This is a genomic window from Celeribacter baekdonensis B30, assembly GCF_000299875.1.
In the GTDB taxonomy this organism is placed as follows: Bacteria; Pseudomonadota; Alphaproteobacteria; order Rhodobacterales; family Rhodobacteraceae; genus Celeribacter; species Celeribacter baekdonensis_A.
The window spans coordinates 1-18,419 of sequence record NZ_AMRK01000023.1 but is presented as its reverse complement, the minus strand read 5'-3'; the positions used below and the strand labels follow the sequence as shown (position 1 = coordinate 18,419).

Sequence of the window (18,419 nt, the reverse complement as noted above, 5' to 3'; positions counted from 1 at the left end):
TTGGAACGCTCAAACTTTTCCTTAGCCATTATGGCCTCCTGTTATTCGATATGGGGATCAAGCCACCCTGTAGGGTAAGCCCGATCCCCGAAGTGGGTTAGGCGAACTTCGCCTGAATTTCTTCCGAGATGTTCGACGGCACAGCTTCGTAGTGATCGAACTGCATCGAGAACTGTGCGCGGCCCGAAGACATGGAACGCAGCGTGTTGATGTAACCAAACATGTTGGCCAGTGGCACGTAGGAGTCGATGGCAATCGCGTTACCGCGGGTGTCCTGCCCCTGTACCTGACCGCGACGTGAGGTCAGATCGCCAATGATACCGCCGGTGTATTCTTCCGGGGTGATCACTTCGACTTTCATGATCGGTTCGAGCAATTTCGCACCGGCTTTGCGCATACCTTCGCGCATGCCCATGCGAGCCGCGATTTCGAACGCAAGCACCGAGGAGTCAACATCGTGGAACTTACCGTCGATCAACGTCACTTTAAAGTCGATCACCGGGAAGCCTGCCAACGGACCGGAGTCCATGACAGAACGGATGCCTTTTTCGACGCCCGGAATGTATTCCTTCGGCACCGCACCACCAACGATTTTGGATTCAAAAGAGAAGCCTTCGCCCGGTTCGGTCGGAGTGATGATGAGTTTAACCTCAGCGTACTGACCCGACCCACCAGACTGTTTCTTGTGGGTGTAGGTGTGTTCGACTTCGTGAGAAATCGTTTCACGATAGGCCACCTGCGGCGCCCCGATGTTCGCTTCGACCTTGAACTCACGGCGCAGACGATCCACGAGAATGTCGAGGTGAAGTTCGCCCATGCCTTTCATGATGGTTTGACCGGACTCAATGTCGGTCTCCACACGGAAGGACGGGTCTTCGGCGGCAAGACGTGCCAGACCTGCGGACATTTTCTCTTGGTCGCCCTTGGTTTTGGGCTCAACTGCGATCTCGATCACCGGTTCCGGGAAGGTCATGGTTTCGAGGACGACCGGATCAGAAGCAGAACACAGGGTATCCCCAGTGGTCGTGTCTTTGAGGCCAGCCAAAGCGATGATGTCGCCGGAGAAGGCTTCTTCGATCTCTTCGCGGTTGTTCGAGTGCATCATCATCATACGACCGACGCGCTCTTTTTTGCCTTTGGTCGAGTTCAGGATACTGTCGCCTTTGTTCATCTTACCGGAGTAGATGCGGGTAAAGGTGAGCGTACCCACGAACGGGTCGTTCATGATTTTGAACGCAAGGCCAGAGAAGGCCATGTCATCATCGGCACGACGCGGGATGTCACGGGTTTCCGTTTCATCGCCGGGTTTGAAGCCCATGTAATCCACAACGTCGAGCGGGCTCGGCAGATAGTCGATCACAGCGTTCAACAGCGGCTGAACGCCTTTGTTTTTAAACGCAGACCCGCAGAGAACCGGAATAAACTTGATCGCCAGCGTGCCTTTGCGGATCAGGCTGCGAAGCGTGTCCACGTCGGGCTCAGCGCCGTCCATCAAGTAGTTTTCCATGGCGTCGTCGTCCATTTCGACGGCAACCTCGATGAGGTTTGCACGCCATTCGTCAGCCAGATCTTTCAAGCTGTCGCGGATGTCGCGCTGTTCCCAGCTCGCACCAAGGTCTTCACCGGCCCAGACCCATTCTTTCATGGTCACGAGGTCGATCATACCTTCCAGCTCGGTTTCAGCCCCAATCGGGATCTGAATCGGAGCCGGGGTTGCGCCGGTGCGGTCTTTGATCATCTTCACACAGTTGAAGAAGTCAGCACCGATCTTGTCCATTTTGTTCACAAACACGATGCGCGGAACTTTGTAGCGGTCAGCCTGACGCCACACGGTTTCGGTCTGCGGTTCAACGCCAGCGTTGGCGTCGAGCACAGCAACAGCACCGTCAAGCACAGCCAGCGAACGTTCAACTTCGATGGTGAAGTCAACGTGGCCGGGCGTGTCGATGATGTTCATCCGAAACTTGGTGTCGGAAGTTGCATCAGCAGTCGGCTCTTCCTGACGCTGCCAGAACGTGGTGGTCGCAGCTGAGGTGATCGTGATGCCGCGTTCCTGCTCCTGCTCCATCCAGTCCATGGTGGCTGCACCATCGTGCACCTCACCGATGTTGTGGGATTTGCCGGTGTAATAAAGGATACGCTCGGAACAGGTGGTTTTACCTGCGTCGATATGCGCCATGATACCAAAATTGCGGTACCGTTCGAGGGGATATTCGCGTGCCATGATGTCGGTCCTACGGGCCTGAGTGATTACCAGCGATAATGGCTGAACGCTTTGTTTGCGTCGGCCATCTTATGCGTGTCTTCGCGTTTTTTCACGGCGGAACCGCGACCGTTGACTGCATCAAGCAGTTCACCGGCAAGACGCTCTTCCATCGTGTTTTCGTTGCGGGCGCGGGATGCGTTGATCAACCAACGGATCGCCAGAGCTTCGCGGCGCTCAACGCGCACTTCAACGGGCACCTGATAGGTGGCACCACCCACACGACGCGAACGCACCTCAACAGAGGGTTTCACATTGTCGAGGGCTTCATGGAACACTTCAACCGGAGCTTTTTTCAGCTTGTCTTCCACGCGGCTCAGCGCGTTGTAAACAATTTTCTCGGCGGCGGATTTTTTGCCGTCGATCATCAGGTTGTTCATGAATTTGGTCAGCACGCGATCGCCATATTTGGCGTCGGGCAGTACTTCGCGCTTTTCAGCGGCGTGACGACGGGACATACCAGTCTCTCCTTACTTCGGACGCTTGGCGCCGTATTTCGAACGACGCTGCTTACGGTCTTTGACGCCTTGGGTATCCAACACACCGCGCAGGATGTGATAACGGACACCAGGAAGGTCTTTCACACGACCGCCACGGATCAGAACCACAGAGTGCTCCTGAAGGTTGTGGCTTTCACCGGGGATGTAGCTGATCACTTCGAAACCGTTGGTCAGGCGAACCTTGGCCACTTTCCGCATAGCGGAGTTCGGTTTTTTCGGTGTGGTGGTGTAGACGCGCGTACAAACGCCACGCTTCTGGGGACACTGCTCCAGGTGCATGGATTTGGAGCGCTTGACTTTGGGCTGACGCGGTTTGCGGATCAGCTGTTGAATCGTTGGCATAGGGCTCTTTCCCGTTTCCTAACTTATGTGCCGCGACGGTGACCTCAGGCGTAAACCTTGAGCCCGTGCCGGGGCGATTTCGAATTTCCAGCATCACGCAAATGCGTAACACAAAAACCCGCAATCGTTCCCATTCCGAGGTGAACGACGCGGTGAGTTCCCAGAGGATCAGAGCGCCTTAAATTGCTCAGATCTTGGCCACTACGATTTAGAACTCGGCACAAACGGGGAGACCCCCCTTAGCCGGATGTCGCGCGGTATATGGAGAGTCGTCCGCCTTGTCAACCGGTGGTCAACGTTTGACGGGGCCATCCGCCTTCTGCCGCAACCGCGCCTCGCGTAGCACGGTGTAAATGCCCGTGGTGGCAATGATCCCTGCCCCGATGAGCGCCCAAAGGTCCGGCCATTCGCCAAAGGCAAAAAGTCCGATCAACAAAGCCCAGATCAGCGCAGTATAGCGAAACGGCGAGACAAAGGAAATCTCGCCCACGCGCATCACCGTGACGGAAAGCACATAGCCAATGATGACAAATCCCGACGTCCCCAAGAGTTGAACGTAACCCAGCGTCGAGAGCGGTTGCCACTGCGACCCAAACGACAATCCCCCCGCCACAACAGTGACCGCGGCCACAGCAGCAAAGGTCACAGTTGCGGTTGGCGCATTTTGGGAAATGGCACGCACCGAGAGGTCACGCACAGTGACAAACCCCATGCCCAGAACGGCCCAAAGCCCCTGCGCGCTAAAGCCTTCTCCACCGGGTTTCACAATCAATAGTACGCCACAAAAGCCGATCAGAATCGCCACGAGGCGACGCCAACCCAATTGATCTTTGAACACAAGCGCGCCGACCACCGTGATGGACAGCGGCAGGGTTTGCATGATCGCGGTGGCATTGGCCAAGGGGATATGGGTGATGGCCGTGAGAAAGGAGAACGATGCGCCGACCTCAGCCCCAGCGCGCAGCAGCGTAAACATCCAGTCCTTGCGGCTTAGATCAAACCGCACCGGCCCGATGAACACCGGCAGGATCACCAAGATCATCGCGATATTCAGAAGCCCGCGCAGGGTCAGTGCCTGCAACAGCGGGATTTCTTCCAGGAGCCCCTTCATGAAGCTGTCGTTGGTGGTAAAGGCCGCCATCGACAGGGCCATGAGAATGGCGCCACGGGTATTGTCGGAGAGTTTCGTCATGGTGCAGGAGGTTCTTTGGCTTTGGCGAGGGGTGGATCGATCCGTTTGATCCTGCGCTATCATTGCTGACACGATGCAGAAAGGAAAACTTGTCCTCTCGTCACATTGGCAGCTCTCGTCGTTGTGGCACAGGCTGTACTGTGCATTATGCGAAGGTGCACAGGCGGGATGGAACGTCGGTGGTAAATCAGTAGTAGATTTGGGTGACAAACGTGGGTGAAAAACTTGTCCTGACGACGATGCGCAATGAGGGTCCGTTCATTTTGGAATGGGTGGCTTGGTATCGTATGCTCGGCTTCGACCATATGATCATTCTCTACAATGATTGTACGGATCACTCCCCTGCTCTGCTCAAAGCACTTGATCAGGCCGGGCTCATCACCGCAGTTCGTTACAACCCCACGCCCTCCGTGCCGATAAAACGCACCGCTTTGAAATTGATGAAAACCCTGCCTCGGGTGCAGGCGGCGGAATGGGTGTTCAATATTGATGTTGATGAGTTCTTGGTGGTCCATGTCGGCGATGGCACGATCCATAATCTGATCGCTCAGTATGATATGGCTGAGACCCATGCCATCGCCGTGCATTGGAAATGTTTTGGCGACAGTGGCGGCGATGAGTGGTGCGATGAGTTTACGCATCGCAGCTTTACCAAGGCCGCGTCCTCCCTGCACACCGTCAACATATTCTTCAAAACGTTGATCCGCTGGCCGCAGGATTTTCGTCATATCGGGATTCATGCGCCAAGGGGATGGCTGGGTGAGTCGCCTTGGGGGCAGCCGCCCAACCTGATGAAGCGCTGCGATGGGGTGACCATGCGCCGGTATGATCCCGAGGGCTCAGTCCAGTACACAAAACCGCAATGGATCACCCACGAGTTTGCGCAGCTCAATCATTACATCACCCGCACCTATGAAAGCTTCGCCCTGAAGATGAACAAACCGTCCTCGGCGGCCAATCGCGACCGCTACACCATGCGGTTTTTCCGCGACAAGAATCGCAATGATGAACCCGATGAGAGAGCGCTGAAATACGCGCCGCGTTTTGAGAGCGCTTATGCCGAGGTCAGCGCTGTTCCGGGGGTGATGCGGCTGCATCATCGCTGTTGTATGGATTACCTTGAGGCCCTCGCAAAGCAAAATGACCGCGATCCAAAGGCGGATCTGCGTTGGCGTCATCATCAGCGTGAAAAGAACAAACTGGGCTGACCCCCCATAGGCACATGCCTCTCCGGCGCGCATTGAGATCATAAAAAGGCCCCCCGCATCTCTGCGAGGGGCCTCTTTTTAAATCATATGGAGACAGGCTTATTCTTGACCTTCGGGGGTTTCGACCATCAGGCTTTCGGCCTCGTCACCCATCACATCCATCACCGGAGCGGCAAGTTGTGCGGCGGCTTCCGCTTCTGCACGGGCTTCCTCGATCACAACATTGTCGCGCTCTTGAGCAATACGGCGGACGCGTTTGGTTGCGCCACCCGTACCAGCCGGGATCAAGCGACCGACGATGATGTTCTCTTTGAGACCAACCAACTTGTCACGTTTGCCCTGAACAGAGGCTTCGGTGAGCACGCGGGTGGTTTCCTGGAACGACGCGGCAGAGATGAACGACCGGGTTTGCAAGGACGCCTTGGTGATCCCCAAGAGGATCGGCTGACCTTTCGCCGGACGGCCGCCTTTGGACTCGGCTTTGGCGTTGGCTTCGTCAAACTCGGCCTTGTCCACAGCTTCGCCTTTGAGCAACGTGGTTTCCCCGGAGTCGAGGATTTCCCATTTCTGCAACATCTGACGCACGATGACTTCGATGTGCTTGTCGTTGATCTTCACGCCTTGCAGACGATAGACCTCCTGCACCTCGTCGATCATGTACACAGCCAGAGCCTCGACACCCATAATCGCCAGAATGTCATGCGGCGCCGGGTTGCCGTCCATGATGTAGTCACCCTTCTGAACGAAGTCACCTTCGGCCACAGGGATGTGCTTGCCTTTCGGCACCATGTACTCGACGGGTTCCTTGGTCTCATCCGACGGTTCGATCGAGATGCGGCGTTTGTTTTTGTAGTCCTTGCCAAAGCGCACATAGCCGTCAATCTCCGCGATGATCGCGTGATCTTTCGGACGACGGGCTTCAAAGAGCTCGGCCACACGCGGCAGACCACCGGTGATGTCCTTGGTCTTCGCGCCTTCGCGCGGAATACGCGCCACAACGTCACCGGCCTGAATGTCCTGACCGTCTTCGATCGAGAGAACCGCATCCACGGACATCAGATAGGTCACCGGGTTGCCCACATCATTGCGGACCGGTTCGCCGTCTTCGCCAAGGATCAGGATCTCAGGCTTCAGATCGCCACCTTTCGGCACAGAGCGCCAATCGGTCACGATTTTCTGGGTCATGCCGGTGGCATCATCGGTGTCGTCACGGACCGAAAGACCCGAGATGAGATCGACGAATTTCGCCTTACCGCCTTTTTCCGCGATGATCGGAAGGGTGTAGGGGTCCCATTCAAACAGCTTGTCGCCACGGGCAATCATTTTGCCCTCTTCGGCAAACACTTTCGTGCCATAGCCGAGTTTGTAGGACGCCCGTTCCACGCCTTGATCGTCCACGATCACCAACTGCATGTTCCGACCCATGACGATTTTCTCGCCATGTTTGTTTTCAAGCAGCATGGCATTGCGGAACAACGCTTTGCCTTCTTGGTTGGCTTCCTGGAACGACTGCTGACCACCCTGCGCCACGCCGCCGATGTGGAAGGTCCGCATCGTCAGCTGTGTGCCCGGTTCCCCGATGGACTGAGCCGCGATGATGCCGACGGCCTCACCCTGGTTCACCATGGTGCCGCGTGCGAGGTCGCGACCATAGCACATGGCGCAAACGCCTTCTTCGGCTTCACAGGTCAGCGGGCTGCGCATCCGCATGGAGGCAATCCCGGCGGCTTCGATCAGATCGGCTTTGCGTTCGTCGATCAGTTCGTTTTTCGACACGAGGACTTCGTCGGTGCCCGGACGCAACACGTCTTCTGCGGCCACGCGGCCCAGAAGGCGCTCTGCGAGAGAGGCCACAACTTCACCGTCGTTGACAGCCGCTTCGGCGGTGATCGCCAATTCGGTGCCACAGTCAACCTGACGCACGATACAGTCTTGAGCGACGTCCACGAGACGACGGGTCAAATACCCGGAGTTCGCCGTTTTCAACGCCGTATCGGACAGACCCTTACGCGCACCGTGTGTCGAGTTAAAGTACTCGAGCACGGTCAGGCCTTCTTTAAAGTTCGAGATAATCGGCGTTTCGATGATCTCGCCCGACGGTTTCGCCATAAGGCCGCGCATGCCGCCCAGCTGTTTCATCTGGGTGACAGACCCACGCGCCCCGGAGTGGGCCATCATGTACACCGAGTTCGGTTCCATTTCGGCGCCATTCTCATCGCGCTTGTTGGCCGAGATGGTGGACATCATCGCTTCGGTGACTTTGTCGTTACACTTCGACCAGGCGTCGACAACTTTGTTGTACTTCTCGCCCTGAGTGATCAGGCCGTCCATGTACTGTTGTTCAAAGTCGCGCACCTGATCGCGGGTCGCGTCGACCAACGTCCATTTGTTGTCGGGGACAACCATGTCGTCCTTGCCGAAAGAAATCCCGGCTTTGAACGCTTCTTTGAAGCCCAAAGACATGATCTGGTCACAGAAGATAACCGACTCTTTCTGACCGCAATAGCGGTAGACGGTGTCGATGACCTGCTGCACTTCTTTCTTACGCAACAGACGGTTGACCAGGTCAAACGGCGCTTTCGCGTTGAGCGGCAACAGACCGCCAAGGCGCAAACGGCCCGGCGTGGTTTCAAAGCGTTTCCACACTTCTTGGCCATGCTCGTCGATCTGTTTGATCCGGGCGGTGACTTTGGCGTGCAAATGCACAGCACCGGAACTCAGAGCATATTCCACCTCGTCGATGTTGGAGAAGACCATGCCTTCGCCTTGCATGCCTTCGCGCTCCATCGAGATGTAGTAAATGCCCAAGATCATATCCTGCGACGGCACGATGATCGGTGCGCCGTTGGCAGGCGACAGAACGTTGTTCGTGGACATCATCAAGACACGCGCTTCAAGCTGTGCTTCGAGTGACAGCGGCACGTGAACAGCCATCTGGTCGCCGTCAAAGTCGGCGTTAAAGGCCGAACAGACGAGCGGGTGAAGCTGAATCGCTTTGCCTTCGATCAATGTGGGTTCGAACGCCTGAATACCCAAACGGTGCAAGGTCGGCGCACGGTTGAGGAACACCGGGTGTTCGCGGATCACCTCGTCCAGGATGTCCCACACTTCAGGACGCTCTTTTTCCACCAATTTCTTGGCTTGCTTCACAGTGGAAGACAGACCTTTGGCTTCAAGACGCGAGTAGATGAACGGCTTAAACAGTTCGAGCGCCATCTTTTTGGGCAAACCACATTGATGCAACTTCAGTTCCGGCCCGGTCACAATGACCGAACGACCGGAGAAATCGACGCGTTTGCCCAAAAGGTTTTGACGGAAACGACCCTGTTTGCCTTTCAGCATGTCGGAGAGCGATTTCAACGGACGCTTGTTGGCCCCCGTGATCACGCGGCCACGACGACCGTTGTCGAACAACGCATCCACAGATTCCTGCAACATCCGTTTTTCGTTACGCACGATGATGTCGGGCGCACGCAGTTCGATCAGACGTTTCAGACGGTTGTTCCGGTTGATCACACGACGGTAAAGGTCGTTGAGATCGGAAGTCGCGAAACGGCCACCATCGAGCGGCACCAACGGGCGGAGTTCCGGCGGGATCACGGGGATCACGGTCAGGATCATCCACTCCGGGCGGTTGCCGGATTCAAGGAAGCTTTCAACGATCTTCAGACGCTTGATGATCTTCTTCGGTTTCAGCTCGCCAGTCGCCTCTTTGAGGTCTTCGCGAAGCTGGTCCGCGGTGCTCTCAAGGTCGATGTTGCCAAGCATTTTACGGATCGCTTCGGCACCGATGTCGGCCTCGAATGCGTCCATGCCGTAGAGATCCTGGGCGTCCATGAACTCTTCTTCGGTCATCATCTGACCGTAGGTGAGGTCGGTGAGACCCGGTTCGATCACAACGTAGTTTTCGAAATACAGCACGCGTTCCAGATCACGCAGCGTCATGTCGAGCATGAGGCCGATCCGGCTCGGGAGCGATTTCAAGAACCAAATATGGGCGACAGGGGCCGCCAATTCGATATGGCCCATACGCTCGCGACGCACCTTTTGCAGCGTGACTTCCACACCACATTTTTCGCAGACAACGCCGCGATATTTCATGCGCTTATATTTGCCGCACAGACATTCGTAGTCTTTGATCGGGCCAAAAATACGCGCACAGAACAGACCGTCACGTTCCGGTTTAAACGTCCGGTAGTTGATGGTTTCCGGCTTTTTGATTTCGCCGTAGGACCACGACAGAATCCGCTCCGGGGAGGCCAAGGACACTTTGATCTCGTCAAAGGTCGTCGGCTGCGCCATCGGATTAAACGGGTTGGCTGTGATTTCCTGGTTCATCTTTTGAATTCCTCAAATTGTCGCGGAAGGGGGGGAAGAATAAGGGCCAAAGCCCTTATTCTTCATCCTCCGAATCCAGGAGTTCCATGTTGAGGCCGAGGCCGCGGACTTCTTTGACGAGCACGTTAAAGCTCTCCGGCACGCCGGCTTCAAAGTTGTCTTCGCCCTTGACGATCGACTCATAGACCTTGGCACGGCCGGCCACGTCATCCGACTTGACCGTAAGCATTTCCTGCAGGGTGTAGGCGGCGCCGTAAGCTTCGAGCGCCCAGACTTCCATCTCCCCGAAACGCTGACCCCCGAACTGCGCCTTACCACCGAGCGGCTGCTGGGTGACAAGCGAGTACGGACCCGTGGAACGGGCGTGGATTTTGTCGTCCACAAGGTGATGCAGTTTCAGCAGGTATTTCATGCCCACCGTGACCTTACGCGCGAATTGCTCACCGGTGCGGCCATCAAACAGGATGGATTGCGCAGAGGTGTCAAAGCCCGCTTTGGCCAAGGCTTCGTTGATATCGGCCTCTTTCGCCCCGTCGAAAACCGGCGTTGCGATCGGAACACCGCGGGTCACGTTGCCCGCCGCTTCCAGAAGGTCGTCATCTTCCATCGGTTCAAAGCCTTCGTCATAGACGTCCTGGCCATAAACGAATTTCAGAGCATCCCGCACCGGGGTCATGTCGCCGGAGCGACGGTATTCCCGCAGGCCTTCTTCGACCTGTTGGCCCAGACCGCGCGCGGCCCAACCCATGTGCGTTTCAAGGATCTGACCAACGTTCATACGCGACGGCACGCCCAGCGGGTTCAAACAGAAATCGACCGGGGTCCCGTCTTCGAGGAACGGCATGTCCTCCATCGGAACCACGCGCGAAATCACACCTTTGTTGCCGTGACGACCGGCCATTTTATCACCCGGCTGAAGCTTACGCTTCACGGCGATAAAGACTTTGACCATTTTCATCACGCCCGGCGGAAGATCGTCGCCACGACGGACTTTTTCGACCTTGTCTTCAAAACGGTGCTCAAGAGCCCGTTTCTGAGCTTCGTACTGTGCGTTCAAAGCCTCAACGATGGTGGCATCGTCTTCGTCTTCAAGCGCAAGCTGCCACCACTGACCCTTGGACAGTTGCGACAACAGATCTTCGTCGATGATCACGCCGGGCTTCACGCCCTTCGGACCTTTGACGGCAACCTTACCCATGATCATGGTCTTGAGACGCGCATAGATGTTGCGGTCGAGGATGACCATCTCATCGTCACGGTCGCGTGCGAGGCGTTCGATTTCCTCACGCTCGATCTGCACGGAACGTTCGTCTTTTTCCACACCATGGCGGTTGAAGACGCGCACTTCCACGATCGTCCCGTAGTCGCCCGGCTTCACCCGCAGCGAGGTGTCACGCACGTCGGAGGCTTTCTCACCAAAGATGGCGCGCAGGAGTTTCTCTTCCGGCGTCATCGGGCTTTCGCCCTTCGGTGTGATTTTACCAACGAGAATGTCACCCGGCTCAACGTGAGCACCGATGTACACGATCCCGGCTTCATCCAAGTTGCGCAGAGCTTCCTCGCCGACGTTCGGGATGTCGCGGGTGATCTCTTCCGGCCCAAGCTTGGTGTCACGGGCGGCGACTTCGAATTCCTCGATGTGAACCGAGGTGAAGACGTCGTCACGCGAGATGCGCTCGGAGATCAGGATGGAGTCTTCGTAGTTGTAGCCATTCCAAGGCATAAACGCGACCATCACGTTTTTACCCAAAGCCAGCTCGCCCATATCGGTGGACGGGCCATCCGCAATGACTTCGCCTTTGCCAACCGATTGGCCCACATTCACCAGCGGACGCTGGTTGATACAGGTGTTTTGGTTCGAGCGCTGGAACTTGCGCAGACGATAGATGTCCACACCCGGATCGCCCGGCTCCAGATCGGCGGTGGCGCGCACAACGATACGGGTTGCGTCGACTTGGTCGATCACGCCCGCGCGTTTCGCCTGAATCGCAGCGCCGGAGTCGATGGCGACTTTGCCTTCCATCCCAGTGCCGACCAGCGGCGCTTCTGCGCGCAACAGCGGCACAGCCTGACGTTGCATGTTCGAGCCCATGAGAGCGCGGTTGGCGTCGTCGTTTTCAAGGAACGGGATCAAAGCGGCCGCCACAGAAACCAGCTGTTTCGGCGACACGTCGATGAGATCGACATTGGCCGGCGTGTTCAGCGCGTGCTCGCCCGACTGACGGGTGGACACCAGATCGTCGGTGAATTTGCCGTTTGCATCAAGCGATGCGTTGGCCTGTGCCACGGTGTGACGCATTTCTTCGGTCGCGGACATATACTGCACTTCGTCGGTCACCTGACCGTCGGTCACACGACGGTACGGGGTTTCGATGAAACCGTATTTGTTGACACGGGCAAAGGTGGCCAGCGAGTTGATCAGACCAATGTTCGGACCCTCGGGAGTCTCAATCGGACACATCCGACCGTAATGCGTGATGTGAACGTCACGCACTTCAAAGCCAGCTCGTTCGCGGGTCAAACCGCCCGGCCCAAGCGCCGAAAGACGACGTTTGTGCGTCACTTCGGAGAGCGGGTTGGTTTGGTCCATGAACTGCGACAACTGCGAGGAGCCGAAGAATTCGCGCACCGCAGCAGCAGCCGGTTTGGCGTTGATCAGGTCTTGCGGCATGACCGTGTCGATCTCGACCGAGGACATGCGTTCTTTGATCGCGCGCTCCATGCGGAGCAGGCCAACGCGGTACTGGTTTTCCATCAGCTCGCCAACGGAACGCACACGACGGTTGCCCAAGTGGTCAATATCGTCGATGTCGCCACGACCATCGCGCAGCTCAACCAGCGCCTTGATACAGGCAACAATGTCTTCGCGACGCAGGGTGCGTTGTGTGTCTTCGGCATCAAGGTCAAGACGCATGTTCATTTTGACGCGACCCACGGCCGAAAGGTCGTAGCGCTCAGAGTCAAAGAACAAGGTGTCGAACAGGCCAGAGGCTGCATCAACGGTCGGCGGTTCACCCGGACGCATCACGCGGTAGATGTCCATGAGCGCGGTTTCGCGGTTCATGTTTTTATCTGCCGCCATGGTGTTGCGGATGTATGGACCGACATTGATCCCGTCGATGTCGAGCACCGGAATCTCGGTGATGCCCGCGTCCAACAAATCTTTCAACGTGCCGCCAATGACGGAGCCGTCTTTGTCGAATTCATAGGTGATCTCGTCACCCGCTTCGACATAGATCGCACCTGTGGTTTCGTTGATGATGTCCTTGGCGGAGTATTTGCCGAGGATGTTATCAAACGGCACCAAAAGATTGGTGATCGTGCCTTCGTCGAGGATTTTCTTGACCGCACGCGGGGTCATTTTATCGCCGGCTTTGCAAATGATTTCGCCGGTATCAGCATCCACCAAATCGTAAGCCGGACGTGTGCCGCGCACACGCTCGGGGAAGAACTTGGTCACCCAACCCTTGTTCTTCTCAAGCTTGTAATCGACGGTGTTGTAATAGGCGTCACAAATTGCCTCCTGATCGAGACCCAGCGCGTAAAGCAGCGTGGTGACCGGGAGTTTGCGGCGGCGGTCGATACGCGCAAAGACGATGTCTTTGGCGTCGAACTCGAAGTCGAGCCAGGAGCCGCGGTAGGGAATAATGCGGCAGGCGAACAAAAGTTTACCCGAAGAGTGGGTTTTGCCTTTGTCGTGGTCAAAGAACACGCCCGGGGAGCGGTGCATCTGGGACACGATCACGCGCTCGGTGCCGTTGACGACGAAGGTGCCGTTCGGGGTCATCAGGGGCATATCGCCCATGAACACGTCTTGTTCTTTGATGTCTTTGACCGATTTTGCGCCGGTGTCTTCGTCCACATCAAACACGATGAGACGCAGCGTGACCTTCAGCGGGGCCGCGTAGGTCATGTCGCGCTGTTGACATTCTTCAACGTCATATTTCGGTTTTTCAAGCTCGTATTTGACGAACTCAAGCACGGCCGTCTCATTGAAATCCTTGATCGGGAACACCGATTGGAAAACACCTTTGATGCCTTCGCCGTCCAAGGGGACGGGGCTGTCGCCGGATTTGAGGAAAAGATCGTAAGAAGATTTCTGAACCTCGATGAGGTTCGGCATTTCAAGCACTTCACGAATTTTGCCGTAGTACTTGCGGAGCCGTTTCTGGCCAAGGAAGGTCGAAGCCATTGCGCGTCTTTACCTTTCGAATTTTCGCGAGCCACAGCCTCCGGTGGGCGCCGGTGGAAGTGCCCTGACGAAACAGAGATGTTCGGTCTATTCCTGCCCCCGTCCCAAAGGGGGCTCCCGACCGCTGAACCTCTCCTGAGAAAACGCCCTTTCCCCGCAAATCTGCGAAAGGCCCTTTCTAAGACAGGTTAAGCTGGACCCAAGAAATCTCGGGTCCAGCCATTATTTTGTTCGGCCCATAAGGGCCAAAGGCGATTAGGCCAGCTCGACAGTCGCGCCAGCTGCTTCCAGCTTGGCTTTGATTTCGTCAGCTTCAGCTTTGGCAACGCCTTCTTTGATTTTGCCGCCAGCTTCAACGAGATCTTTTGCTTCTTTGAGGCCCAGGCCGGTGATGCCGCGGACTTCTTTGATCACGTTGATTTTGGATGCGCCGGCGTCTTTGAGGACGACGTCGAATTCGGTTTGCTCTTCAGCGGCTGCGCCACCGGCGTCTGCCGGGCCAGCCATCATCACAGCGCCGCCAGCGGCGGGCTCGATGCCATACTCGTCTTTGAGGATGGTTTTCAGTTCTTGTGCTTCGAGAAGGGTGAGACCCACGATCTCTTCTGCAAGTTTCTTCAGATCAGCCATTGTACTGTTTCCGTTCGTTTAAGATGTGTTCCAACGCGTGTGTTTACAACCACGTCGGTCTCTGATTGCTTATGCAGCAGCCTTGTCTTCAATTGTAGACAGGATGCTCGCGATGTTCGAAGCAGGTGCGCCAATCGCGCCAGCGATGTTGGAAGCAGGTGCGCCAATACAGCCAACGATGGAAGCAATAAGCTCCTCGCGGGACGGCATTTTCGCAACGGCCTTCACACCGTCAACGTCGAGAGCGGTCTCACCCATTGCACCGCCAAGGATCACGAATTTTTCGTTATCTTTGGCATAGGCATCGGCAACCTTGGCCGCAGCCACAGGGTCTTCCGAATAGGTGAGAACGGTCATACCCGTCAGGAAATCAGCAAGGCTTGCGCAAGGCTTTCCTTCAAGGGCGATTTTGGCGAGCTTGTTCTTGGCAACGCGAACGGACCCACCAACTTCACGCATACGCGCGCGCAGGTCCTGCATCTGAGCAACCGTGAGACCTTCGTAGTGGGCAACCACAACGACGCCAGAGCTGTCAAAGATTTGGCCGAGCTCGTCGACCATTTTTTCTTTTTGTGCTCTATCCACAGTTTTACTCCAAGTATGGGAGAGAAAGCGCCCTCCCGGCTCAATTCTACCGGCATAACCGGCACGAAGTCCGTTACGGGCTGCGCCAAAGTCGCCCGAGGTCAAGCCCTCGGAGAAACTTGTCGTCTTCCCGTCTCAGGCAGGAATTATAGAGGGAAACCCCTCGACCCACCGTCTTGGACGAAACGCAAAACAGCGCACGACGAATCGCACGCTGGGTTGCATGAAGCGGTTTAGATGGAATTAAGAGAGAGAGCAAGGGGGGGAAGTGCCTGAGACACACATCCCGGACACGCCACCACATGAGAAAAGTTTAGCCGAAAACCCGCCCGCGCTCAACATAGCCAAAAGGACATAGGCAAAAGGCGCCCCCAAAGGAGCGCCTTTCAAATCTTATTCAATGTCCGCCAGAGCGAAAATCAATTCCCAGTCGCGGAGTCCACAGCGATGGAAACGCCCGGGCCCATCGAAGAGGACACAGACACTTTACGCATGTAGGCGCCTTTTGCGCCGGTCGGCTTGGCTTTTTGAACCGCATCCACGAAAGCGCGGATGTTTTCGGCCAGTTGCTCGGCGGAGAAGGAGGCTTTGCCAACGCCTGCGTGCACAACGCCGGCTTTCTCTGCTTTGAACTGAACTTCGCCGCCTTTGGCTGCTTCCACGGCCGCTTTCACGTCCATGGTTACGGTGCCAATTTTCGGGTTCGGCATCAGGTTGCGCGGACCAAGGATTTTACCAAGGCGACCCACGATCGGCATCATGTCCGGGGTTGCAATGCAACGATCGAACTCGATTTTGCCAGACTGAATGGTCTCCATCAAATCCTCTGCACCAACGATGTCAGCGCCTGCGGCGGTGGCTTCGTCTGCTTTCGGGCCACGGGCAAACACGGCCACACGGACGGTTTTACCAGTGCCGTTCGGCAAGGTCACAACGCCGCGAACCATTTGGTCTGCGTGACGCGGATCAACACCGAGGTTCAGCGCGATTTCGACGGTTTCGTCAAATTTTGCGGTTGCGTTGGATTTGACCAATGCCACGGCGTCTTCAACGGTGATGTTTTCTTTGCCTGCAAATGCTGCACGGGCTGCAACGGTGCGTTTACCAAACTTAGCCATTACTTCACCTCGATGCCCATGGAACGTGCAGAGCCGAGGATGATTTTCATCGCCGCTTCGACGTCGTTTGCGTTCAGGTCTTTCATTTTCGCTTCAGCGATCTCACGCACCTGAGCCAAGGTCACGGTGCCGGCAGACGTACGACCCGGGGTTTTGGAACCAGAGGTCAGTTTTGCCGCTTTTTTCAGGAAGTAGGACGCCGGGGACGTCTTGATGTCCATGGTGAAGGACTTGTCCTGATAGTAGGTGATCACGGTCGGGCACGGCGCGCCGGGCTCCATGTCCTGTGTCTTGGCGTTGAACGCCTTACAGAATTCCATGATGTTGATGCCGCGCTGACCAAGCGCCGGACCCACGGGCGGGGACGGGTTTGCTTTGCCTGCGGGCACTTGCAGCTTGAGGCTGCCCACGAGTTTTTTTGCCATTGGCTTTTTCCTTTTCCAACCCCCATAAGACGCGTCTCATAAGGAACTTATGTTGTGTGGTCTGACTTGGAACGCGCGCGCCCCGCCTCTCCCACAAGAATGTCACACCCTAGGGATGCAACGTCATTCAGGGCCGTTTATTGACCTGAGTGAATTCCAATTCGACCGGGGTGGCCCGGCCAAAGATCGACACCGACACTTTGAGGCGCTGGCTGGCTTCGTCGACTTCTTCGACCATGCCGTCAAAGCCTTCGAATGCGCCTTCGCCCACGGACACCTGTTCACCCACTTCGAAGGTGATGGTGTTGCGCGGCGCTTCCGCACCCTCTTCGACGCGACCAAGGATGGCCTCGACTTCAGAATCGCGCATCGGCATCGGCTTGCCAAAAGAGCCCAAGAACCCGGTCACCCGGTTGATCGAGTTGATCAGGTGATAGCCCTGGTCGGTCATTTCCATCCGCACGAGCACATAGCCCGGCATGAAACGCCGCTCAACGGTCACCTTTTTGCCCCGGCGCACTTCGATGACCTCTTCGGTCGGCACCAAAACTTCTTCGATCTGATCCTGAAGGCCTTTTTCTTCCACGGCAGTCCGGATCGCTTCGGCGATTTTTTTCTCGAAGTTCGAGAGAACGCTCACCGAGTACCAACGCTTCGCCATGGTGCTTTTGCCTTTTTTTGCTCCAACCCTTCGGGCCGGATGTCGTTAAATGTCATGCACATATGTGCTCGCCCCGGAACAATAAAGCGGCGCGCAACTCGAATCGTTGCACGCCCGTCCGGAAGATTGCGCCCGCTCTATAGCGTCGAGCGCGTGAGTTCAACCCTTTAGACGCTCAGATCGCCCCGCGCCCGCATACAGACATTGCACGCAAGGATCACGAATGCGACGGCGGCATATTAGCCAAAGAGGCTCAAAAAGCCCTGAAGGCCAAAGCGGATGCCGAGATCAACGAGGAAGAAGAACGTCCCCACGAGGGCGGCCATCACGAACACCATCATCGTGGTCAACAAGACCTCGCGGCGGGTCGGCCAGACGATCTTGGTCACCTCAGCGCGAACTTGCTGAATGAACTGAAGCGGATTTGTTTTCGTGGCCATTGTGATGTCCTGAACTCTCTTGGTCTTGGCGCATCTACGCCACAGCGGAACGGATTTCAACCCCGAAGGCACGAAAGACAGAGCCAGGCCTGTCCCGGTGCCGTCTTTCAGGCGGAGCACGCACTGACGGCAGGCGATGAACGACATAGATGGGAAGTGGCAGGGGCACACAGACTCGAACTGTGGGCCTACGGTTTTGGAGACCGTCGCTCTACCAACTGAGCTATACCCCTAAGGCCGAGGTGGGAAATACGAAAGGCGCGCTCGCTTTGCAAGTCGAAAAAGTCGATTGCGGTGAAAAGGCACTGCTGTTCTGTTCAATACACCCATCCAAAAGGCCGCAAAGCGCGCGTACAACATGCGCTCATTGGGGCCTCGATTTCATAAAGAGATGCACGGGCTGGCTTTGATGATCATTCAGAACGCCCTTAGATCTAGCTGACGATTCCTGAGCGTGACTGCTCTCCATCGGAGCCGCACGGGCGCGCCTCCAAACAAAAAGGCCCCGCTTTTGCGAGGCCTTTC

General features: G+C 56.4%; 13 protein-coding genes and 1 tRNA gene. 1 reads left to right on the top strand and 13 read right to left on the bottom strand.

Features of this window, described 5'->3' with window-relative positions; translation table 11 throughout:
* Positions 1-97: 97 nt before the first annotated feature.
* From fusA to B30_RS20890, 4 genes are all read right to left on the bottom strand, one after another.
* Positions 98-2,224 carry an elongation factor G gene (gene fusA, locus B30_RS20905; RefSeq protein WP_009574253.1) on the bottom strand — a complete coding sequence of 709 codons (2,127 nt, stop codon included), beginning with the start codon at positions 2,222-2,224 and terminating at the stop codon, positions 98-100.
* 26 nt (positions 2,225-2,250) lie between these two features.
* The gene (gene rpsG, locus B30_RS20900; RefSeq protein WP_009574252.1) at positions 2,251-2,721 is read right to left on the bottom strand and encodes a 30S ribosomal protein S7; all 471 of its coding nucleotides are present in this window, start codon (positions 2,719-2,721) and stop codon (positions 2,251-2,253) included.
* 12 nt (positions 2,722-2,733) lie between these two features.
* Positions 2,734-3,105, bottom strand: coding sequence for a 30S ribosomal protein S12 (rpsL, locus tag B30_RS20895; RefSeq protein WP_005621086.1), 372 nt, complete (start codon positions 3,103-3,105; stop codon positions 2,734-2,736).
* Between the two features lie 292 nt (positions 3,106-3,397).
* Positions 3,398-4,297, bottom strand: a complete 900-nt coding sequence (locus B30_RS20890; protein ID WP_009574251.1) for a DMT family transporter — start codon at positions 4,295-4,297, stop codon at positions 3,398-3,400.
* 212 nt (positions 4,298-4,509) lie between these two features.
* Here B30_RS20890 and B30_RS20885 point away from each other — a divergent pair, with 212 nt between their 5' ends.
* Positions 4,510-5,505, top strand: coding sequence for a glycosyltransferase family 2 protein (locus tag B30_RS20885; protein ID WP_152003003.1), 996 nt, complete (start codon positions 4,510-4,512; stop codon positions 5,503-5,505).
* 99 nt (positions 5,506-5,604) lie between these two features.
* On the opposite strand, the gene rpoC is transcribed toward B30_RS20885, so the two are convergent.
* The 9 genes from rpoC to B30_RS20840 form a co-directional block, all read right to left on the bottom strand.
* The gene (gene rpoC / locus B30_RS20880; RefSeq protein WP_009574249.1) at positions 5,605-9,843 is read right to left on the bottom strand and encodes a DNA-directed RNA polymerase subunit beta'; all 4,239 of its coding nucleotides are present in this window, start codon (positions 9,841-9,843) and stop codon (positions 5,605-5,607) included.
* A 55-nt stretch (positions 9,844-9,898) separates the two neighbouring features.
* Positions 9,899-14,035, bottom strand: coding sequence for a DNA-directed RNA polymerase subunit beta (gene rpoB / locus B30_RS20875; protein WP_009574248.1), 4,137 nt, complete (start codon positions 14,033-14,035; stop codon positions 9,899-9,901).
* Between the two features lie 255 nt (positions 14,036-14,290).
* A complete protein-coding gene (gene rplL / locus B30_RS20870; RefSeq protein WP_009574247.1) occupies positions 14,291-14,665 on the bottom strand; it encodes a 50S ribosomal protein L7/L12 in 375 nt (124 codons plus the stop codon).
* A gap of 69 nt (positions 14,666-14,734) precedes the next feature.
* Positions 14,735-15,250 carry a 50S ribosomal protein L10 gene (rplJ, locus tag B30_RS20865; RefSeq protein ID WP_009574246.1) on the bottom strand — a complete coding sequence of 172 codons (516 nt, stop codon included), beginning with the start codon at positions 15,248-15,250 and terminating at the stop codon, positions 14,735-14,737.
* A 419-nt stretch (positions 15,251-15,669) separates the two neighbouring features.
* Positions 15,670-16,368, bottom strand: coding sequence for a 50S ribosomal protein L1 (rplA, locus tag B30_RS20860; protein WP_009574245.1), 699 nt, complete (start codon positions 16,366-16,368; stop codon positions 15,670-15,672).
* A complete protein-coding gene (gene rplK / locus B30_RS20855; RefSeq protein WP_009574244.1) occupies positions 16,368-16,793 on the bottom strand; it encodes a 50S ribosomal protein L11 in 426 nt (141 codons plus the stop codon). The genes rplA and rplK overlap by 1 nt, the downstream gene beginning before the upstream one ends.
* Positions 16,794-16,920: 127 nt before the next feature.
* Positions 16,921-17,454, bottom strand: coding sequence for a transcription termination/antitermination protein NusG (nusG, locus tag B30_RS20850; RefSeq protein ID WP_009574243.1), 534 nt, complete (start codon positions 17,452-17,454; stop codon positions 16,921-16,923).
* A gap of 239 nt (positions 17,455-17,693) precedes the next feature.
* A complete protein-coding gene (secE, locus tag B30_RS20845) occupies positions 17,694-17,894 on the bottom strand; it encodes a preprotein translocase subunit SecE (protein WP_009574242.1) in 201 nt (66 codons plus the stop codon).
* A gap of 157 nt (positions 17,895-18,051) precedes the next feature.
* A tRNA-Trp gene (locus B30_RS20840) sits at positions 18,052-18,127 on the bottom strand.
* Between the last annotated feature and the right edge of the window lie 292 nt (positions 18,128-18,419).